Annotated in this window: 14 protein-coding genes; 7 read left to right on the top strand and 7 right to left on the bottom strand. The window is 39.5% G+C overall.

All coding sequences use genetic code 11. The features are described from left to right. The first annotated feature begins 43 nt into the window (after nt 1–43). The 3 genes from PQ477_RS11555 to PQ477_RS11545 all read left to right on the top strand — a co-directional run bounded on the left by PQ477_RS11555 (nt 44) and on the right by PQ477_RS11545 (nt 2,389). Complete coding sequence (locus PQ477_RS11555; protein WP_035396613.1) at nt 44–475, top strand: hypothetical protein; 432 nt, start codon at nt 44–46, stop codon at nt 473–475. A 197-nt stretch (nt 476–672) separates the two neighbouring features. After that, on the top strand, nt 673–1,998 hold the full coding sequence (locus PQ477_RS11550; RefSeq protein ID WP_035396615.1) for a CitMHS family transporter: 1,326 nt from the start codon (nt 673–675) through the stop codon (nt 1,996–1,998). A 175-nt stretch (nt 1,999–2,173) separates the two neighbouring features. Then, complete coding sequence (locus PQ477_RS11545) at nt 2,174–2,389, top strand: hypothetical protein (RefSeq protein ID WP_035396617.1); 216 nt, start codon at nt 2,174–2,176, stop codon at nt 2,387–2,389. Nucleotides 2,390–2,609: 220 nt separating this feature from the next. Here the strand turns inward: PQ477_RS11545 and PQ477_RS11540 are convergent, their stop codons facing one another. The 4 genes from PQ477_RS11540 to PQ477_RS11525 all read right to left on the bottom strand — a co-directional run bounded on the left by PQ477_RS11540 (nt 2,610) and on the right by PQ477_RS11525 (nt 8,713). Further along, the gene (locus PQ477_RS11540; protein WP_035396619.1) at nt 2,610–3,551 is read right to left on the bottom strand and encodes an alpha/beta hydrolase; all 942 of its coding nucleotides are present in this window, start codon (nt 3,549–3,551) and stop codon (nt 2,610–2,612) included. Nucleotides 3,552–4,061: 510 nt separating this feature from the next. Further along, complete coding sequence (locus PQ477_RS11535) at nt 4,062–5,879, bottom strand: ABC transporter substrate-binding protein (protein WP_274271898.1); 1,818 nt, start codon at nt 5,877–5,879, stop codon at nt 4,062–4,064. 23 nt (nt 5,880–5,902) lie between these two features. Continuing rightward, nucleotides 5,903–7,342, bottom strand: a complete 1,440-nt coding sequence (locus tag PQ477_RS11530) for an ABC transporter permease (RefSeq protein WP_274271897.1) — start codon at nt 7,340–7,342, stop codon at nt 5,903–5,905. 15 nt (nt 7,343–7,357) lie between these two features. Further along, nucleotides 7,358–8,713, bottom strand: a complete 1,356-nt coding sequence (locus PQ477_RS11525; protein ID WP_274271896.1) for an ABC transporter permease — start codon at nt 8,711–8,713, stop codon at nt 7,358–7,360. A 143-nt stretch (nt 8,714–8,856) separates the two neighbouring features. Here PQ477_RS11525 and PQ477_RS11520 point away from each other — a divergent pair, with 143 nt between their 5' ends. Then, nucleotides 8,857–10,590, top strand: a complete 1,734-nt coding sequence (locus tag PQ477_RS11520; RefSeq protein WP_274271893.1) for an ABC transporter ATP-binding protein — start codon at nt 8,857–8,859, stop codon at nt 10,588–10,590. A 187-nt stretch (nt 10,591–10,777) separates the two neighbouring features. Then, nucleotides 10,778–11,872, top strand: coding sequence for a response regulator aspartate phosphatase (locus tag PQ477_RS11515; RefSeq protein ID WP_274271892.1), 1,095 nt, complete (start codon nt 10,778–10,780; stop codon nt 11,870–11,872). A 193-nt stretch (nt 11,873–12,065) separates the two neighbouring features. On the opposite strand, the gene PQ477_RS11510 is transcribed toward PQ477_RS11515, so the two are convergent. The 3 genes from PQ477_RS11510 to PQ477_RS11500 form a co-directional block, all read right to left on the bottom strand. Further along, a complete protein-coding gene (locus PQ477_RS11510) occupies nt 12,066–12,302 on the bottom strand; it encodes a DUF3977 family protein (protein ID WP_274271890.1) in 237 nt (78 codons plus the stop codon). 55 nt (nt 12,303–12,357) lie between these two features. Beyond that, nucleotides 12,358–12,657, bottom strand: a complete 300-nt coding sequence (locus PQ477_RS11505) for a TIGR04104 family putative zinc finger protein (RefSeq protein WP_274271888.1) — start codon at nt 12,655–12,657, stop codon at nt 12,358–12,360. 388 nt (nt 12,658–13,045) lie between these two features. After that, complete coding sequence (locus tag PQ477_RS11500) at nt 13,046–13,600, bottom strand: class I SAM-dependent methyltransferase (RefSeq protein ID WP_035397373.1); 555 nt, start codon at nt 13,598–13,600, stop codon at nt 13,046–13,048. 140 nt (nt 13,601–13,740) lie between these two features. Between PQ477_RS11500 and PQ477_RS11495 the strand changes: the two genes are divergently transcribed. Then, nucleotides 13,741–13,908, top strand: coding sequence for a hypothetical protein (locus PQ477_RS11495; RefSeq protein WP_274271886.1), 168 nt, complete (start codon nt 13,741–13,743; stop codon nt 13,906–13,908). 160 nt (nt 13,909–14,068) lie between these two features. Then, on the top strand, nt 14,069–14,818 hold the full coding sequence (locus PQ477_RS11490; RefSeq protein ID WP_035397378.1) for an SDR family NAD(P)-dependent oxidoreductase: 750 nt from the start codon (nt 14,069–14,071) through the stop codon (nt 14,816–14,818). Nucleotides 14,819–14,875: the final 57 nt, after the last annotated feature.

Genomic DNA, 14,875 nt, shown 5'->3' with positions numbered 1-14,875 from the left:
TGCTATAATAAAAGAATTCAAAAGCTTTTAGGGAGGGGTTACGATGACTTTACCTACAAATAAATTAGTTGAATATTGGTATAATCAGCAAGGTTTTTTTACCATGAAAGGCGAAAATGGCCATTATGATCTTTTAGCTGTTCAGCATCAAAGAGACGCTTCATGGCGCTATATCCATTGCGAGATTTGTATTCATCCTGATGAACATCCAGACTTTGCAAACCGTCACGAGACCAGTGACCATCATCCTACTATCTCTACCCAAGTCGAACGATGGATGAATCAGACCTATACGTCTTTTAAAAAACGGGCAGCTCGAGAAAAACTTATCCCAAATGTCGAATGGGAATATGTACTCGTCTATCGAGATGAAACGAAAATCCAACACTTAAAACAAGCGAAACCTAGTCATCTTACCTTTATCCCTATTCAAACGATTATTGCTGATTTGAAAGAAGACGAACAGCCTCTATAAGTAGAAGAGGCTGTGTCACCTTGCTTTTCCTCGACTGCTTTTAAGTATTTTTCTACTAAATTATTTCACAATGAACAATATGAACATAACTTTCTTTATCACCAGAACCTCCGTTGTCCAATTTAATATGATAGGCTTATCAAAATATAAGATTATGTAAGCGTAAACATTTTTCTTTTACATCAGGAGGGTTTAGCTTGTTAAGTATTATTGGTATTTCTATTATTCTTATTACCGTTGCTTTACTTATATGGGGGAAAGCGAGTCCGATCGTTGCCATGATCATTGTGCCGCTTGTTGGTGCCCTTGTTGCAGGTTTTGGATTTACTGAAATTACGGATTTCTTTGAAATAGGGATTGATCGGGTACTCAACGTAGCCATTATGTTCATTTTCGCTATTTTGTTCTTCGGCGTTTTACAAGATACTGGTTTTTTTGAACCGATCATTCGCGGCATGGTTCGACTTACAAAAGGGAATGTCGTTACCGTCGCTGTAGGTACAGCTGCAATTGGTACGATTGCTCACCTAGATGGTGCCGGTGCAACGACCTTTCTTTTGACCATCCCGGCATTACTACCGTTGTACAAGCGTCTTGGCATGAGTCCGTATTTACTCGTTATGCTCGTCGGAATTAGTGCTGGTATTATGAATATGGTTCCTTGGGCTGGTCCTACTGGTCGAGTAGCTAGTGTGATTGGTGGAGACCCTGTAGATATTTGGCTTCCACTCATTCCGATGCAGATCATTGGTGTTGTTCTTGTGTTAATCCTCGGATACATTTTGGGAATACGAGAGAAAAAGCGGATCCAAAAAACCGCTCACTCTGAAGCTGCGGCAACAGCGATGACCGATGCTGATTTAAAAGAAGCGCTTAATTCGATAAGCAATTCAGGAGATCCAAAATTAAAGCGCTACCATCTCATTTGGCCGAATGCCATATTATTTGTTGCATTGATTGGGGTATTAGTTTGGAATCCCCTGCCATCTGCTTACATTTTTATGATTGGCTTGGTGTTGGCACTAATGATCAACTATCCTAATGTACAAACACAGATGGATCGTATTAAAGAACATTCACCTAGTGCCTTGTTAATGGCTGCGGTCATCTTGTCAGCAGGTACCTTTCTAGGGGTATTAGATGGATCAGGTATGTTAGAATCGATTGCGATAGACAGTGTAGCAATTTTACCTGCTGCGGTCTTACCTTTCCTCCATATTATCATTGGCTTGCTAGGTGTACCGTTCGACATTGTCACAAGTACAGATGCCTACTATTTTGCTCTTTTGCCAATTGTAGAAGGGATTACGTCAGAGGTTGGTGTAGCAAGTACCTCAACTGCCTATGCGTTACTTATCGGAAACGTAGTTGGTACGTTTGTTAGTCCTTTAGCGCCAGCTGTCTGGCTAGCCGTTGGGCTTGCAGGAATTGATATGGGTAAATACATTCGCTACTCTTTCTTCTGGTTCTGGGGTTTCAGTATTGTCATGGTGTTAATCGCAATCCTCATTGGTGTTGTGTAAGAATAAGCAAAAGCATTCTTGTTACCGAGAATGCTTTTTGTGTTTCTCTTCGTAGGCTGACTTTCATTCTCAAACAATTTTTTTGAAAAGAATTCCAGTATTGTAGTTTTACATGTACCCTCAACGGTTATCATTTCTGTAGTACGTATTTTAAATGAAATGAGGGAGACTGTTTATGCCGTACCAAATCAAAGTTTATGTAATCGGTAGAGATCGACCGATTTATGAATCTATTAGAGACGATGGCGACGTCAATAAAGCAGCTAAATCGATCGATGGTGCATTAACAGAAAATAAGATTGTTTCATTTGGAGTCATGAAAGAAGACGAAGTACTCGTTCGCTCTGAAAATGTCACACACGTTGAAATTACGGAAACATCGAAATCCTAATGAACGGAGCTCTTCCCATTCGACTGCTTTAAGGACCTTAGACCTAAGATAAAACCCCAACGATAAACGCTAACCAGCTTATCATTGGGGTTGTTTAGTCAATAAAGTCCAAAACGAAAATGGTTTACGAGGAGTTGGCTTTTTCCTTGTGCTAGTTCCAAGTTGCTTGTTTTTTTTAGTTCATTCTAACGAAAACAAGCATGTTCTTTTTCTCGAAGATTTAGTGATGATTCGTTAAATAGTTAATCGCTTTGTTCAAGAACCGATCAAAATGTTCAGGGTAATCATGGTCTAATCCGTTTACTAATTCAAACACATGCTTTACGTTCTTTTTCTCTAGCAATTCAATAAACGTATTCGTACAGTCAAGAGAATCTTCATCTTGATCACCACAGATAATGTACCCTTTTATGCCTTTGTCTGCCATCATAGCTAATTCATCAGCATACTGCTCGATATCTGGTAACCAGGGTCCCACAAAAATAAACCCTTGTACTGGAATATCACGTTTCAAAATGGTGTTTAAAATAACACCTGCCCCAGCAGAGAAGCCCCCAAGAATGATAGGTCCATGATTCACCTGAACATTCTGTTTCATTGTTTCATAATGAGTTTGCAACTCCATTGATCCTTTTTCTACATCATCCCAATTATACCCACCTGAGAATTCTATCTGAGAAGACTGTGGCAATCCTAATACGAAACCATTTGATGTAACCGTTTGCCAATTGACTTTTGTAAACGAATTGTTTTCCTGGTTTCCATGCAGAGCGATGAATAAACCCTCTTTCGTACGACCTTCATCTGGAACAATCACTTCAAATGTCGATTCAGCATTTTTTTTCGCTTCTTCTTCTCTATTTTTACATAGATCAATCATGTATTGAAATTCCTCGTTCTTACGAAGGGAATCCAGGTCCTCATCCTCCAAAAGGTAGGTATAAGAATACCAATGACCGTTCTCAATAATCGCCTCTTTCATAATTGCTAAGGCTGCATCTTCGTGTCCAGATGCAGCAGCCAAAGCGTACTGAAAGTTGTAAATTTGAGCATGGTTTCCTTCAACTTCATTCGCATGTTTAGAAATATAGTGATAGGCTTCTTCCGCTCCATTTGTTTTATATTTTTCCAATGTTGTGTTCAGTAATTTCGTATACTTCATTTGTAAGATCGTTGCCCCCTGTTAGTTTGTAAAGTTCTGTACATTCATCTAAATTAATTCTTTTAAAACGATTAAATGAATATTTTTTAAAATAATCAAACTATTCATACCCTAAACCATACCACAAGCATATTGGTAAAACAAGGTTATCGTTGCACCTAAAGTCCTAAAGAATTTTAAAAAAATAGAGGCTGGGACAAAAGTAGATAGACAGATTAAAATGACGAACATTCCTGAAAATAGGAACGTTCGTCGTTTGTTTTATATGAAAATTAACGGAAGGAGAATCCGAAGACTCCTGGGGGTTCACCACGTGTCTGAAGACTCTGGAGTGGCGGTTTTCCACGGAGGAGGCTGAGGCCGTGTACCCGGAAAGCGAAGGATTCTCCTGTAGCGGTGCTACTCAGCATATTTTAGACTATTCGTCTTTTCAAATACTACTTTTAGTTATGTCCCAGCCTCTTTTACGCTTTAGCACTTCATCTTTACCGACTGAAAGGCTCGTTTTTTTTATTCATCCTTGCTTTCAAGATAAGCATTTACATGCTCATACACTTTGTTTTGATCTGCTTCAAGCTTATTCCCTGTATCAACGAGTGGGCTGAGCGTAGAGTACGCTGGCAATTTATCATTATTGTATACTTGAATAATCTCATCCTGATTGATTGCATAGAGAACCGCTTTTCGTAAATCAACGCTTTCTGCAACATCACGGTTAGATGTGTTGAACGCGAGGTACGTCACACCGTTACTTGGAATACTTTGGAGCTGGAGCTTTTCATCGCCTTCCACAAGATCCATTTTATTTTCAGGAACACCATAATACATGTCAATTTCGCCACTACGTAAGGCCGAAAGTGCTGAATCAGGGTCACTAATAAAGCGAACCCGCACTTCTTCAATCGCTGGCTCATACTCCGTTCCAGCTTGGTAACCTGGGTTCTTTAAAAATACTGCTTCATAGTCGTTCTTATACGTCATGATATACGGACCGCTTGCATACAAACTATTCTCTAAATCACTGCCTTCTGTCACTAAACGCTGATCGCCATAAGGAATGTCTGTATTGACATCAAACTCTTCAACATTATAGGTGTTCACTGACTCAACTTGAGACTTCGATACAATTCCTGCCGATTGGTGTGCTAAGTAATTTAGAACTTGAGGGAACGGTTCAGTTGTCGTCAATTTCACAACTTGATAGGCCCCTTCCTCTGAATTCGCAGCATCCTTGTCTGTGACAAGGGAATCAATCGATTGATCAAGACCTGATTCCAAATGTTCAAGAATCGAATCTGAACTTCCAGCCAATGTCGCATCTTCTAATTCTGTTAAATTAGAGACAGCCGTCACTTCACCGATATGTTCATGAAGCGTATACGTTCGATGATCTGGCACAGAATCGCGATCAGACGCTCTCTCTAGAGAAAAGATCACATCATCAATCCCTACGCGCTCCCCTGTCTCCACAACATCTTCTCCCTCTACTGCCGCAAAGAAGAGATCATCTCGTAAAACGAAGTAATAGTCCTCATTCCCTTCTGCAATTGCATATTCATAAGAAAGAGAGGCATCGGCTGTAATCTCATCATCATCGGTTAAATTCACTAAACGAACATACATATTCGTATTCAGTTGATTAATGGAACCGTCATTCCCCTTAATCGGGTCAAGGGATGTTAATTCTGAAATCGCTTGAGTCAGTACAAGCGGTCTTTCCTCTTGGTCTTCTACCTTCACATAATCAACACTATCCCAAGCAAATGCGCGTGATTTAGATAGACGAACAGATTCTTCTTTTAATACATCCTGATTAAACGCTTGGTTTTTCATAGACGTATAAAGCGGAACAATATAGGCATTTTCGGTTACAAGGGTTTCTTCTAATTCACGATACGTATCGGTATACTCTTCCGGTGATTCTGTTGAACCTTTTTCAATGAGTGCATCAATATCAGCATCGTCTATTAAACTATTGTCGCCATCTGATTTAAATAATGAACGAATCGCATAATCTGGGTTTCCTGTTACTGTCGTCCAGCTAGAAATCGCAATATCATAATTACCAGCATCTCGTTGCGAAACAAAGCTGCCATAATCAGGCTGCTGGTTTATTGAAACCGTAAATCCATTAGACGTTAACTGATCACGCAATATGTTAATATCTTGTTCATTGCTACTCATCGCTAGTAGTTCAATGTCAACTGATTCGGCTGGCGGTTCAACGTCTGTTGCCTCTCCTTCCACATCGTCTCGTGTTGTGACATTACAAGCACTCAGTGCTACCAAAGCAAAAGATGCTAATGTTAGTCCCCATTTTTTCTTCATGTTACATCCCCCTTAGATTTGTTTTACGATAAACGTGGATCGGTTGCGTCTCGTAGGCCATCTCCTAAAAAATTAAACGACAATACGAGTAAAATGATCGCTAGACCTGGAAATAAAGCAAGATGAGGCTGGCTTTCTAAATAGGAGCTTCCAAGCCTCAGTATATTGCCCCATTCTGGTATATGTGGTTCAACGCCTAAACCAAGATAGCTTAAGCTGCTTGTTGCCAAAACGGCGGTACCAACTGTTAATGTCGATCGAATAATCATTGGTGACATGGCATTCGGAATCACATGTTTCACTAAAACTTTTACATGATTTGCCCCCAAAGCACGAGCAGATTCAACATATTCTAGGTTTGATACTTGTAATACATTGGCACGCATTGTTCGTGCATAACCAGGAATGGCCCCTACACTTAATGCCAAAATTAAATTGACAGTACTTGCACCGAATGCTGCTATGATGGTAATCGCGAGCAGGATATCAGGAATAGCATACAAAACATCAAGAGAACGCATAATCACATTATCCGAACGACGACCAAAATAACCGGAAACAGCTCCTAAAACCCCTCCAATAACAAACGGAACAAGGGTTGCGATAAATCCTACAATCAAAGAGATCCGTGCCCCAAATATGACGCGTGAAAATACATCTCGCCCATAATTATCTGTGCCGAACGGATGGGCAAGACTTGGTTCAGCTAGAATCGTACTGTAATTATTCGTAATGGCATCTCCGTAATCGAAAACACCATAACTGCTAACGGATATCATGAATAAAAATAGAATGAAAAATAATCCAATCATCGGCGCCGGGTAAGAAATTAATTTTTCTAGTAGCCCTCTCTTCTGTTGTTCTTGAATGAACATCGTATAGAGAACGAATAAGACGAATAGATTTCCTGTTACGACTGTTAGTAACAGGAGAACACCTAGACCCCGCTTTCTATTCTTCGTTGACTTTTGAATGAATGGAAGCGCAAAAAAGAACAACAGGTGTATAAGCAATACACTAAATAAAAGAATCATAGATGGGATAAATGTATTTGCCACATAGGGCTTAAATAAATTTACTAACGACACAAGAATGACGAGCACATCTGCAAGAATCATATAAAAGACCAGAATCGTCGTTGCAGTTCGTTTTTCTTTCACGACATAGAAAGCGGCTAATGACGCAAAGACATTCCCTGTAAAAACACCGAATAACAGTACCCACGCTAAGCCTTTGCTAACGCCACCTCTCTCATTGTCTGTATAGCGACGTTTATGAACAAGAAAAAGAAGAAAGCCGTGTAACACCAGTATGATAAATTGGATAGCTGTATACAGAAAGAAGCCACCAAATTCGCCTATACCGTTTAGATTCACTAACGTTAACAGAAGGAAAAACCCAGTCGATAAGAAGAAGAAGAATCGTACCTGACGAAATGTAAACTGTTTTCTAGCTCGATCCACACGCTCACCCCCTCACTAGTATTCTTTCATTTTCGCTCGTATCCGTGGATCAAGGAATGCATAAAGTAAATCAACTAATAAATTAATAATCGAAATCACAATCGCTATATAAATAACGCCGCCAAGTACAGCCGGTATATCAGGAATAAATTGTTTATCCACAATATAACTACCTAATCCACTAATGTTGAAGACCTTCTCCACAACGGCAGCACCACCAAGCATTCCGCCAAATTGAAGACCAATGATGGTTACAACAGGAATTAACGCATTCGGTACTGCGTGCTTTACGATAACCGTCCATCCAGACAGTCCTTTTGCTTTTGCTAGCATCATATAATCTTCCTGTATGACATCCAGTGTTGATGAACGCGTCATTCGTGCAACCGCAGCCGTTAAACTTGTTCCAAGCACAATCGCTGGCATCAGTAACGAAAGATTGTTCGTGCTACTGTATGTTGCCGGGAGCCAGCCTAGTTGAATCGAAAACTGCAATATCATGACTAGACCTAGCCAAAAACTAGGAATTGAAAGCCCAATTAATGCAACAAACATAAAGAACTGATCATAAAATGAATGTCGTTTTACAGCTGCATAAATACCAGCTGGTACCGCAATTACAATCGCTAAAATAAGGGATAAAAGCGTTAACTGTAGTGTCACTGGAAACCTACGAAATATGGTTTGAACCACCTCTTCATTTCCTTCGTACGACTTGCCTAAATCAAAAGTCCATACGCCTTGAACCGCTTGCCATAGCTGAGTAAGGTATGATTGATCAAGCCCATAAACCCGATTAAATGCTTCAATTTGCTCTCGTGATGCTTGCTCCCCTAATAAATTTATTGCTGGATCAAATGGTGATAAATAAAGGATGGTAAATACGAGTGCGGTTACGCCGAAGACGACGTACACCATCATTAGCAAGCGCTCAGCAATATATTTTACGTACGGATTTGCATAGATCATAAGCAGTACGTACATTGGAAAAGCAAGAACAAGACCCATTGTAAACCCAACTGGCTTTGTTAGAAAAATTGACACGTCTCTTCGTAGTCGTTGAAACAGCAGTCCTTCGTTTTGGTCATTACACTCTTGCTTAAGTCGTTCATCCACAATTTGATTCGTTGCTTTCAAAGATTTCTCTTGCTTAAAAAAGGCTTGTTTTTTCTTTTCTTGATCAAATAATTCTTGCCGTCGACGATCAGACCCCTTTAACACAGTCGTTTTTGAAGGCTGTAGTATCACAACGATCAACCGAATGATATGTAGTGGGAATCCAAGCAATAAAAGTAAAAAACGATACGATGGTTGCTGCATCGCTTTATCATATTGAGAAGCGATAAAGGCTGTGACTCGCAACGTAGACAATCTCTCATCACCTCCAACTGTAAAAAAATCTATAAATGTATGTATGAATATAGCACCGCTTGATCATTAAGTCAATTAAGTATATTGATTTAATCGGGATTTAATTTTATGATAAGAAAAAGAACGTAAACGGAGGATTTTGAATGGAGCACTTAATGCGCATCTCAGACTTATCAGTGGGCTTTATAAGTGGTGATGATTATGTTGAAGCGGTTAAACAGATAACTTTCACAATTAATAAAGGAGAAACCCTAGGAATTGTAGGAGAATCAGGTAGTGGAAAGAGCGTAACGGCGAAAGCGATTATGCAGCTACTTTCTCCTTCTGCTGTCTATGGGGATGAGAGTCAAATTGAATTTATGTCAACTAATTTACTAGATTTACCTGAGAAAAAGATGCAGCGAATTCGTGGTAAAGAAATTGGAATGGTGTTTCAAGATCCAATGACATCATTAAATCCGACCAAGACAGTTGGCAAACAATTAACAGAAAGCATTCGGAAACATCAGAAGCTTACTCCTCATAAAGCGAAACATGAAGCATTGGTACTAATGGAAAAAGTCGGCATTGCAGAAGTTGAACAGCGATTCAAACAGTACCCTCATGAGTTTTCAGGAGGAATGAGACAGCGCATTGTTATCGCCATCGCTCTCGCGTGCAAACCCCGCCTCCTTATTGCAGATGAACCAACCACTGCACTCGATGTGACGGTGCAAGCTCAACTATTAGATTTATTAAAAGGAATTCAAGCTGAAACAGGTACATCCATCTTGCTTATTACTCACGATTTTGGTGTCGTGGCAGAACTGTGTGACCGAGTAATCGTAATGAAAGAAGGAGAAATTGTAGAAGAAAATCAGGCAACAGACATCTTTGATTACCCACAACATCCTTATACGAAGCGATTACTGGATGCTTTTCCTAAAATGATGACAGACAAAGAAGAACCTACTTTTTCAAATAACAAGCCGCTGCTTCAAGTTCGCAACTTAAAACAGTACTTTCAATTAGCAAAAGGGCATGTAACGAAAGCAGTCAACGATGTTTCCTTTACCATTTATGAAGGCGAGTCATTTGGATTTGTCGGTGAGTCTGGATCTGGAAAATCAACAACTGGTCGTTCGCTGCTTCACTTGCATAAACCGACTAGTGGAGAAGTCTTATATGAAGGCTTTGACCTAGGGCATCTGGCACCAAACGAATTAAAACGCATGCGCCGCCATATTCAAATTATCTTTCAAGATCCATATGCCTCATTAGATCCACGCCTGAAAATTATCGATAGTATTGGCGAAGCACTTGATTTGCATCAATTAGCACAGACGAAACAAGAGCGCTATACCCGTGTCGTTGAACTCCTAACATTAGTAGGTTTAGACCGAGACATGGCTTATCGCTACCCTCACGAATTCTCAGGTGGTCAACGACAACGAATTGGCATTGCTCGGGCACTCGCAGTCCAACCAAAGCTTATTGTGTGCGATGAGATTCTTTCTGCACTCGATGCATCCATTCAGACCCAAATGATCGAGCTACTCAAAGACCTTCAACAGAATCTTGGACTAACATATCTCTTTATCGCCCATGATCTCTCGATGGTCCAACAATTTTGCGATCGGGTCGCTGTTATGTACAAGGGGAGAATCGTAGAAATGGGATCGACAAAAAGGATTTTCGAGCAACCCTACCACCCTTACACAAAAAATCTGTTGGCTGCCATTCCTATTACCAACCCTAGCCTGCGTCGCCAAGAACCTGTTCTGACACTGCCATTACCACTTGTTGAAGACGATACAGATCATGAATTGGTTGAACGAGCCTCTCATCATTGGGTTGCTAAATCCGCTGCATATGAGAAAACTGCTAGTAATGTCTGAAGCCACCTAAACAATTAAGGTGGCTAACACCATCGGTACCTGTCCAGCAGTTGCTGATGGTGTATTTTTGTGAATGCACCTTACCCAGAAATTAACAAATAGTATATTGGGAAATATCAAATTGTTCTTACATCATTTCCCTTTTATTAGTAAAATAAGCCTATACATGAAGAAAGGGGGGTTACACATGTCGGACTTCATTCGCTCAGAAATTGTAGGGGCGAAGATTGTAGAGTGGTACAGTTGCATTATTGCTCGATCCGTTGATCAAGCGATTCAACTGCAAGCAGAAATTAAAGACATGCTTAAAAAAATGGAAGAAAGTGACCAAATTCTCGCTTATTATTCCCTTGTCGAGTACCGCTTCAACATGATGATGAACCAAACAACAGATAAAGAAGCAGGCGACGAAATGTTTAATCGCATTGACCCTATTGTAAAAAGCTCCATGGATAATCTCCTACATTATTACTATTATTTTATTAGCGGTCAGCATGAATTTCTTCAAGAGCACTATCGCAGTGCAATTAAATTATTTCGTAAAGCAGAGCGTTTGCTAGAATATGTAAAAGATGATGCAGAAGAAGCAGAGTTCCATTATTATATGGGATCAGCTCTACAGAGAATTAATCAATATGTCTTTGCTAGTTCATACTTAGAAGACGCAATTGTTACGTTCAAGCGCCTTAAATATACCGAGAAAGTAATTTTTAGTTATAACATAATGGCAGGGTTATTTTCTGAAACAGATAAGTATGAAAAAGCAAATGATATTCTGCAAGAAAATCTTGTAAGTGCACGTAACTATCCCGTTGCTGAAATCATTGTTCTTCGTATGCTCGGTATTAATGAATATCGTTACAACAACTATTCTGCTGCAAGAGGCTATTATGAGAACGTTTTAAAAAAGATGGATAAGGAAGCACACCCACTCGTTACTAAAACAAAGTATAATTTGGCACTAACATTATTTAAACTTGATGAAAAGGAATATGCAACTGTTCTCCTAGAAGAGGGGTTAAAAGAAGCGGTACTGTTTAATATGATTGAATTTATTTCAAATTGCAACATATTAAAAGGCTTGTACTTAGACGAGGATCTTGACCTTATTGATCACTCCCTTCAAACGTTGAAAGATAATAGCCTTTATTTTGAAGCAGAAGAATTAGCAGATGAGCTGGCACTTTACTTTGAAGAACAAAATAGATTGGAATTATCGGTAAAATATTTACGTGAAGCATATTCATCTAAGAAAAATCTTCTTAAATTAGGAGTGGATTGATATGAAAAAGTGGCTCACTCTCACTTTACTTTCTTTTTTTCTCGTTTTAATAGTTCCAAGCAATGAGAATTACTATTCAATCGAAACCATTGTCAGTACAAAGAGTAAACCCGATACAGGACACTGAGTTATAGAACCCAACTAGGGTTCTATTTTTTCTTTTTAACAGGCATAGAATTACCGTAAGCACATGTTAGTTACTCACAAGTCCAACTACACATTTAAAGCGCGATTGCGTCTTTTGTTGCCTTTTCCATCCTTCTTTGCTATCTAATATGAGAATGGTTTGACCCACCCATAGCCGAAAATAAACGGATTGAACCGATACGGGACCCTTCCAGCCCCTATACTCAGTCTCTGAACCATCTCTATGCTCGACTTCGGTTCGCAACACCCACCGATTTCCCCACCCACACTCAATGTACTTCATCCGCAACGACTCCCCACAAAAAAATAACCGCTTACAATCAAGCAGCGGTCTCACTTTAAAAGTAACTTTTTTGCTCATCGGTAAAGCGATAACAAAATGGCAAAAGAAAAGAAACAACAATAAACAAGAGTAACATCATACCTAGATATGCTGGAAATGAAATAGCAGTAAACGTCCTAACAATAAACAATGGAATAAATGCCATAAGAAAAATCAATCCAAAATTCAGCTTACTTCGTTTTGATTGGTACTGCTTCTCCCCACAGGACGGACATTTTGTTTTTGCAAATGTACATACGTATGCTTGTTTATAGGAGTAAGTATATTGACATGACCAACAACTTGGCAAATTCACCGAGCATCTCCTCCTTTTTCTTCATTGTAACATGACAAAAGAAGCTACTGTACCTGTAATGCTAGCTTCATTTAATGTGCTTATCTGTGTAAGACCACCAAAAGTCGGATACAAAAAGTCTCGAAAAATATGTTAAAAGATATGAAACTTTCTGTATATATTGACGAATCCATTATAGCGCGTTAAACTCCAAATTGTAAGATGTGAGTCACACTACCCTTTGGGTGTACATAATCCTACTCAATGGATAATCGGAAGAATCCCCCTTAGTTCTTCCGATGCCTCAGTTTTAAAACGGGGTTTTGCAAAAGCGTGGTGGATACGTTGAAAAGTCCATCACGCTTTTGATTTGATGATTAAAACAGCCACGTTTTTTTATGTTCCTTCTTCATTTTCTTCCAACGATTACATAAAGTGGCTCTTTACCTAACTTCATTGCTGGAAACGATTTACTAACAATGGTAAAACCAGCGTTGACCATCTCCCATTCCATTTCTTCAGAAGACACTCTTGGACCTGATGGGTTGTCCGTTTTCTCAATATCGATGCAAACAAATACCCCACCTTTCTTTAACGTTGTTCGAATTTGGTTTAATACGATGGATAATGGCTTCACTTCATGTAAAGAAATAGAGGCAATCACGGTATCAATATGATCTTTCGGAATCGGTAACGATTTAAAATCTCCGACAACTGGCTCGATATTACGAATGCCGCTTTCTTCACTTGTCTTCATAAGATAAGCTAAAATATCTTTATCAGAGTCTAGCGCGTACACTTTTTCGACTTTATCTGCCATTGCACGAGCCACATAGCCCGTTCCAGTACCAAGATCCAAAATCGTATCCTTTTTACTAATTGGAAAGTACGAAAGTAGCTCTTCAGCAGGAAAGCGTTGTAAGCCTTCCAGGTTTGCTATTTTACGTTGGATTCGATCGTTCATTTTTTCCCCCTTAATAAAAGATATAAAGACTCTTTAATAACTATAATGATAAAGGCATAATTTGTACAGCAGTTTGCTCCATACAAAACGTTGATTATTTTCTATATCATAGTATGGTCATTCTAAAGAGGAGGGGTATAATGGATCTTCTTGTCTTGTTCTACCTTATTTTCACTGTCGTGCTTATTCGTTATACAGTTGCAAAGACGAGACGGCCAAAAGGTTTTTTTATTAGTGGTATGCTAGTTCTCATCATTGGTTTTGCTTGTTTATTTATCCTTGCCACCGTACCAGACGATGTGGCCTAATCTATATCAGCTACCTTTCTTTCTCTTCATCACTATCCTTCATGTTACTAAGTCACATGAAGGTGCCTACTTGCGGCTTAAAAAGGAAAGCGTATAATGAGCTTGAATCAAGGTAAGCTTAGTAAAGCATGCTATAGATAACAACATAGGAGGGCTTCTAATGGAAATGGAAGGACAAGCTATCATCGTAACAGGTGGCGCAAGTGGGATCGGCAAAGAAACGGTTAAACAACTAGCAGCAAAGGGCGCGTCTGTCGTTATTGCTGATTTTAATAGCGAAGCAGCAGAGTCACTCGTAGCAGAAATCGGTCTTGTAGATAAGGTCGTTTCTTATAAAGTTGACGTCTCTAAAGCAGAAGAAGTTGAAGCGATGGTTCATTGGACCGCAGAAAAATTTAATACGATTAATGGGATTTTTAACAATGCCGGTATTGGCCTTGTGAAACCACTACTCGAACTAGACCCTGCGTCCTATCACAAAGTAATTGACGTTGATCAGCATAGTGTTTACTACGGTATTTACTACACTGCGAAGAAAATGGTTGAATTAGGTGTGCAAGGAACAATTGTGAATACGGCATCCATTTATGGTTCTATTGCTGCCTTAGGAAGTTTTAATTACAATGCAGCGAAAGCAGCCGTTGTGATGATGACAAAATCAGCAGCCTTAGAACTTTCTGATTACGGAATTCGTTCTGTTGGCGTTGCGCCAGGATTTATTGATACCCCCATTTTAGGCGACTCTGATGAAGCGAAAGAACAACTTGCCCAACTTCACATGCGTCAACAATTAATTAAACCTGAGCAAGTCGCAAATGTCGTTACGTTTTTATTTACAGACGCAGCCAATGCTGTAAACGGTCAAACCATTCCAGTTGACGACGGCTTCTTAAGCTTTAAAACAAAGTAAATCAGAAGCTTAGAATGCAACAAAAGGACGAATGATTCCCGTGATCGGCTCCCTGAC

Origin of the sequence: Shouchella hunanensis (assembly GCF_028735875.1) — a bacterium.
In the GTDB taxonomy this organism is placed as follows: domain Bacteria; phylum Bacillota; class Bacilli; order Bacillales; family Bacillaceae_D; genus Shouchella; species Shouchella hunanensis.
The sequence above is the reverse complement of the archived record's forward strand: the minus strand, read 5'-3'. Positions and strand labels throughout refer to the sequence as shown.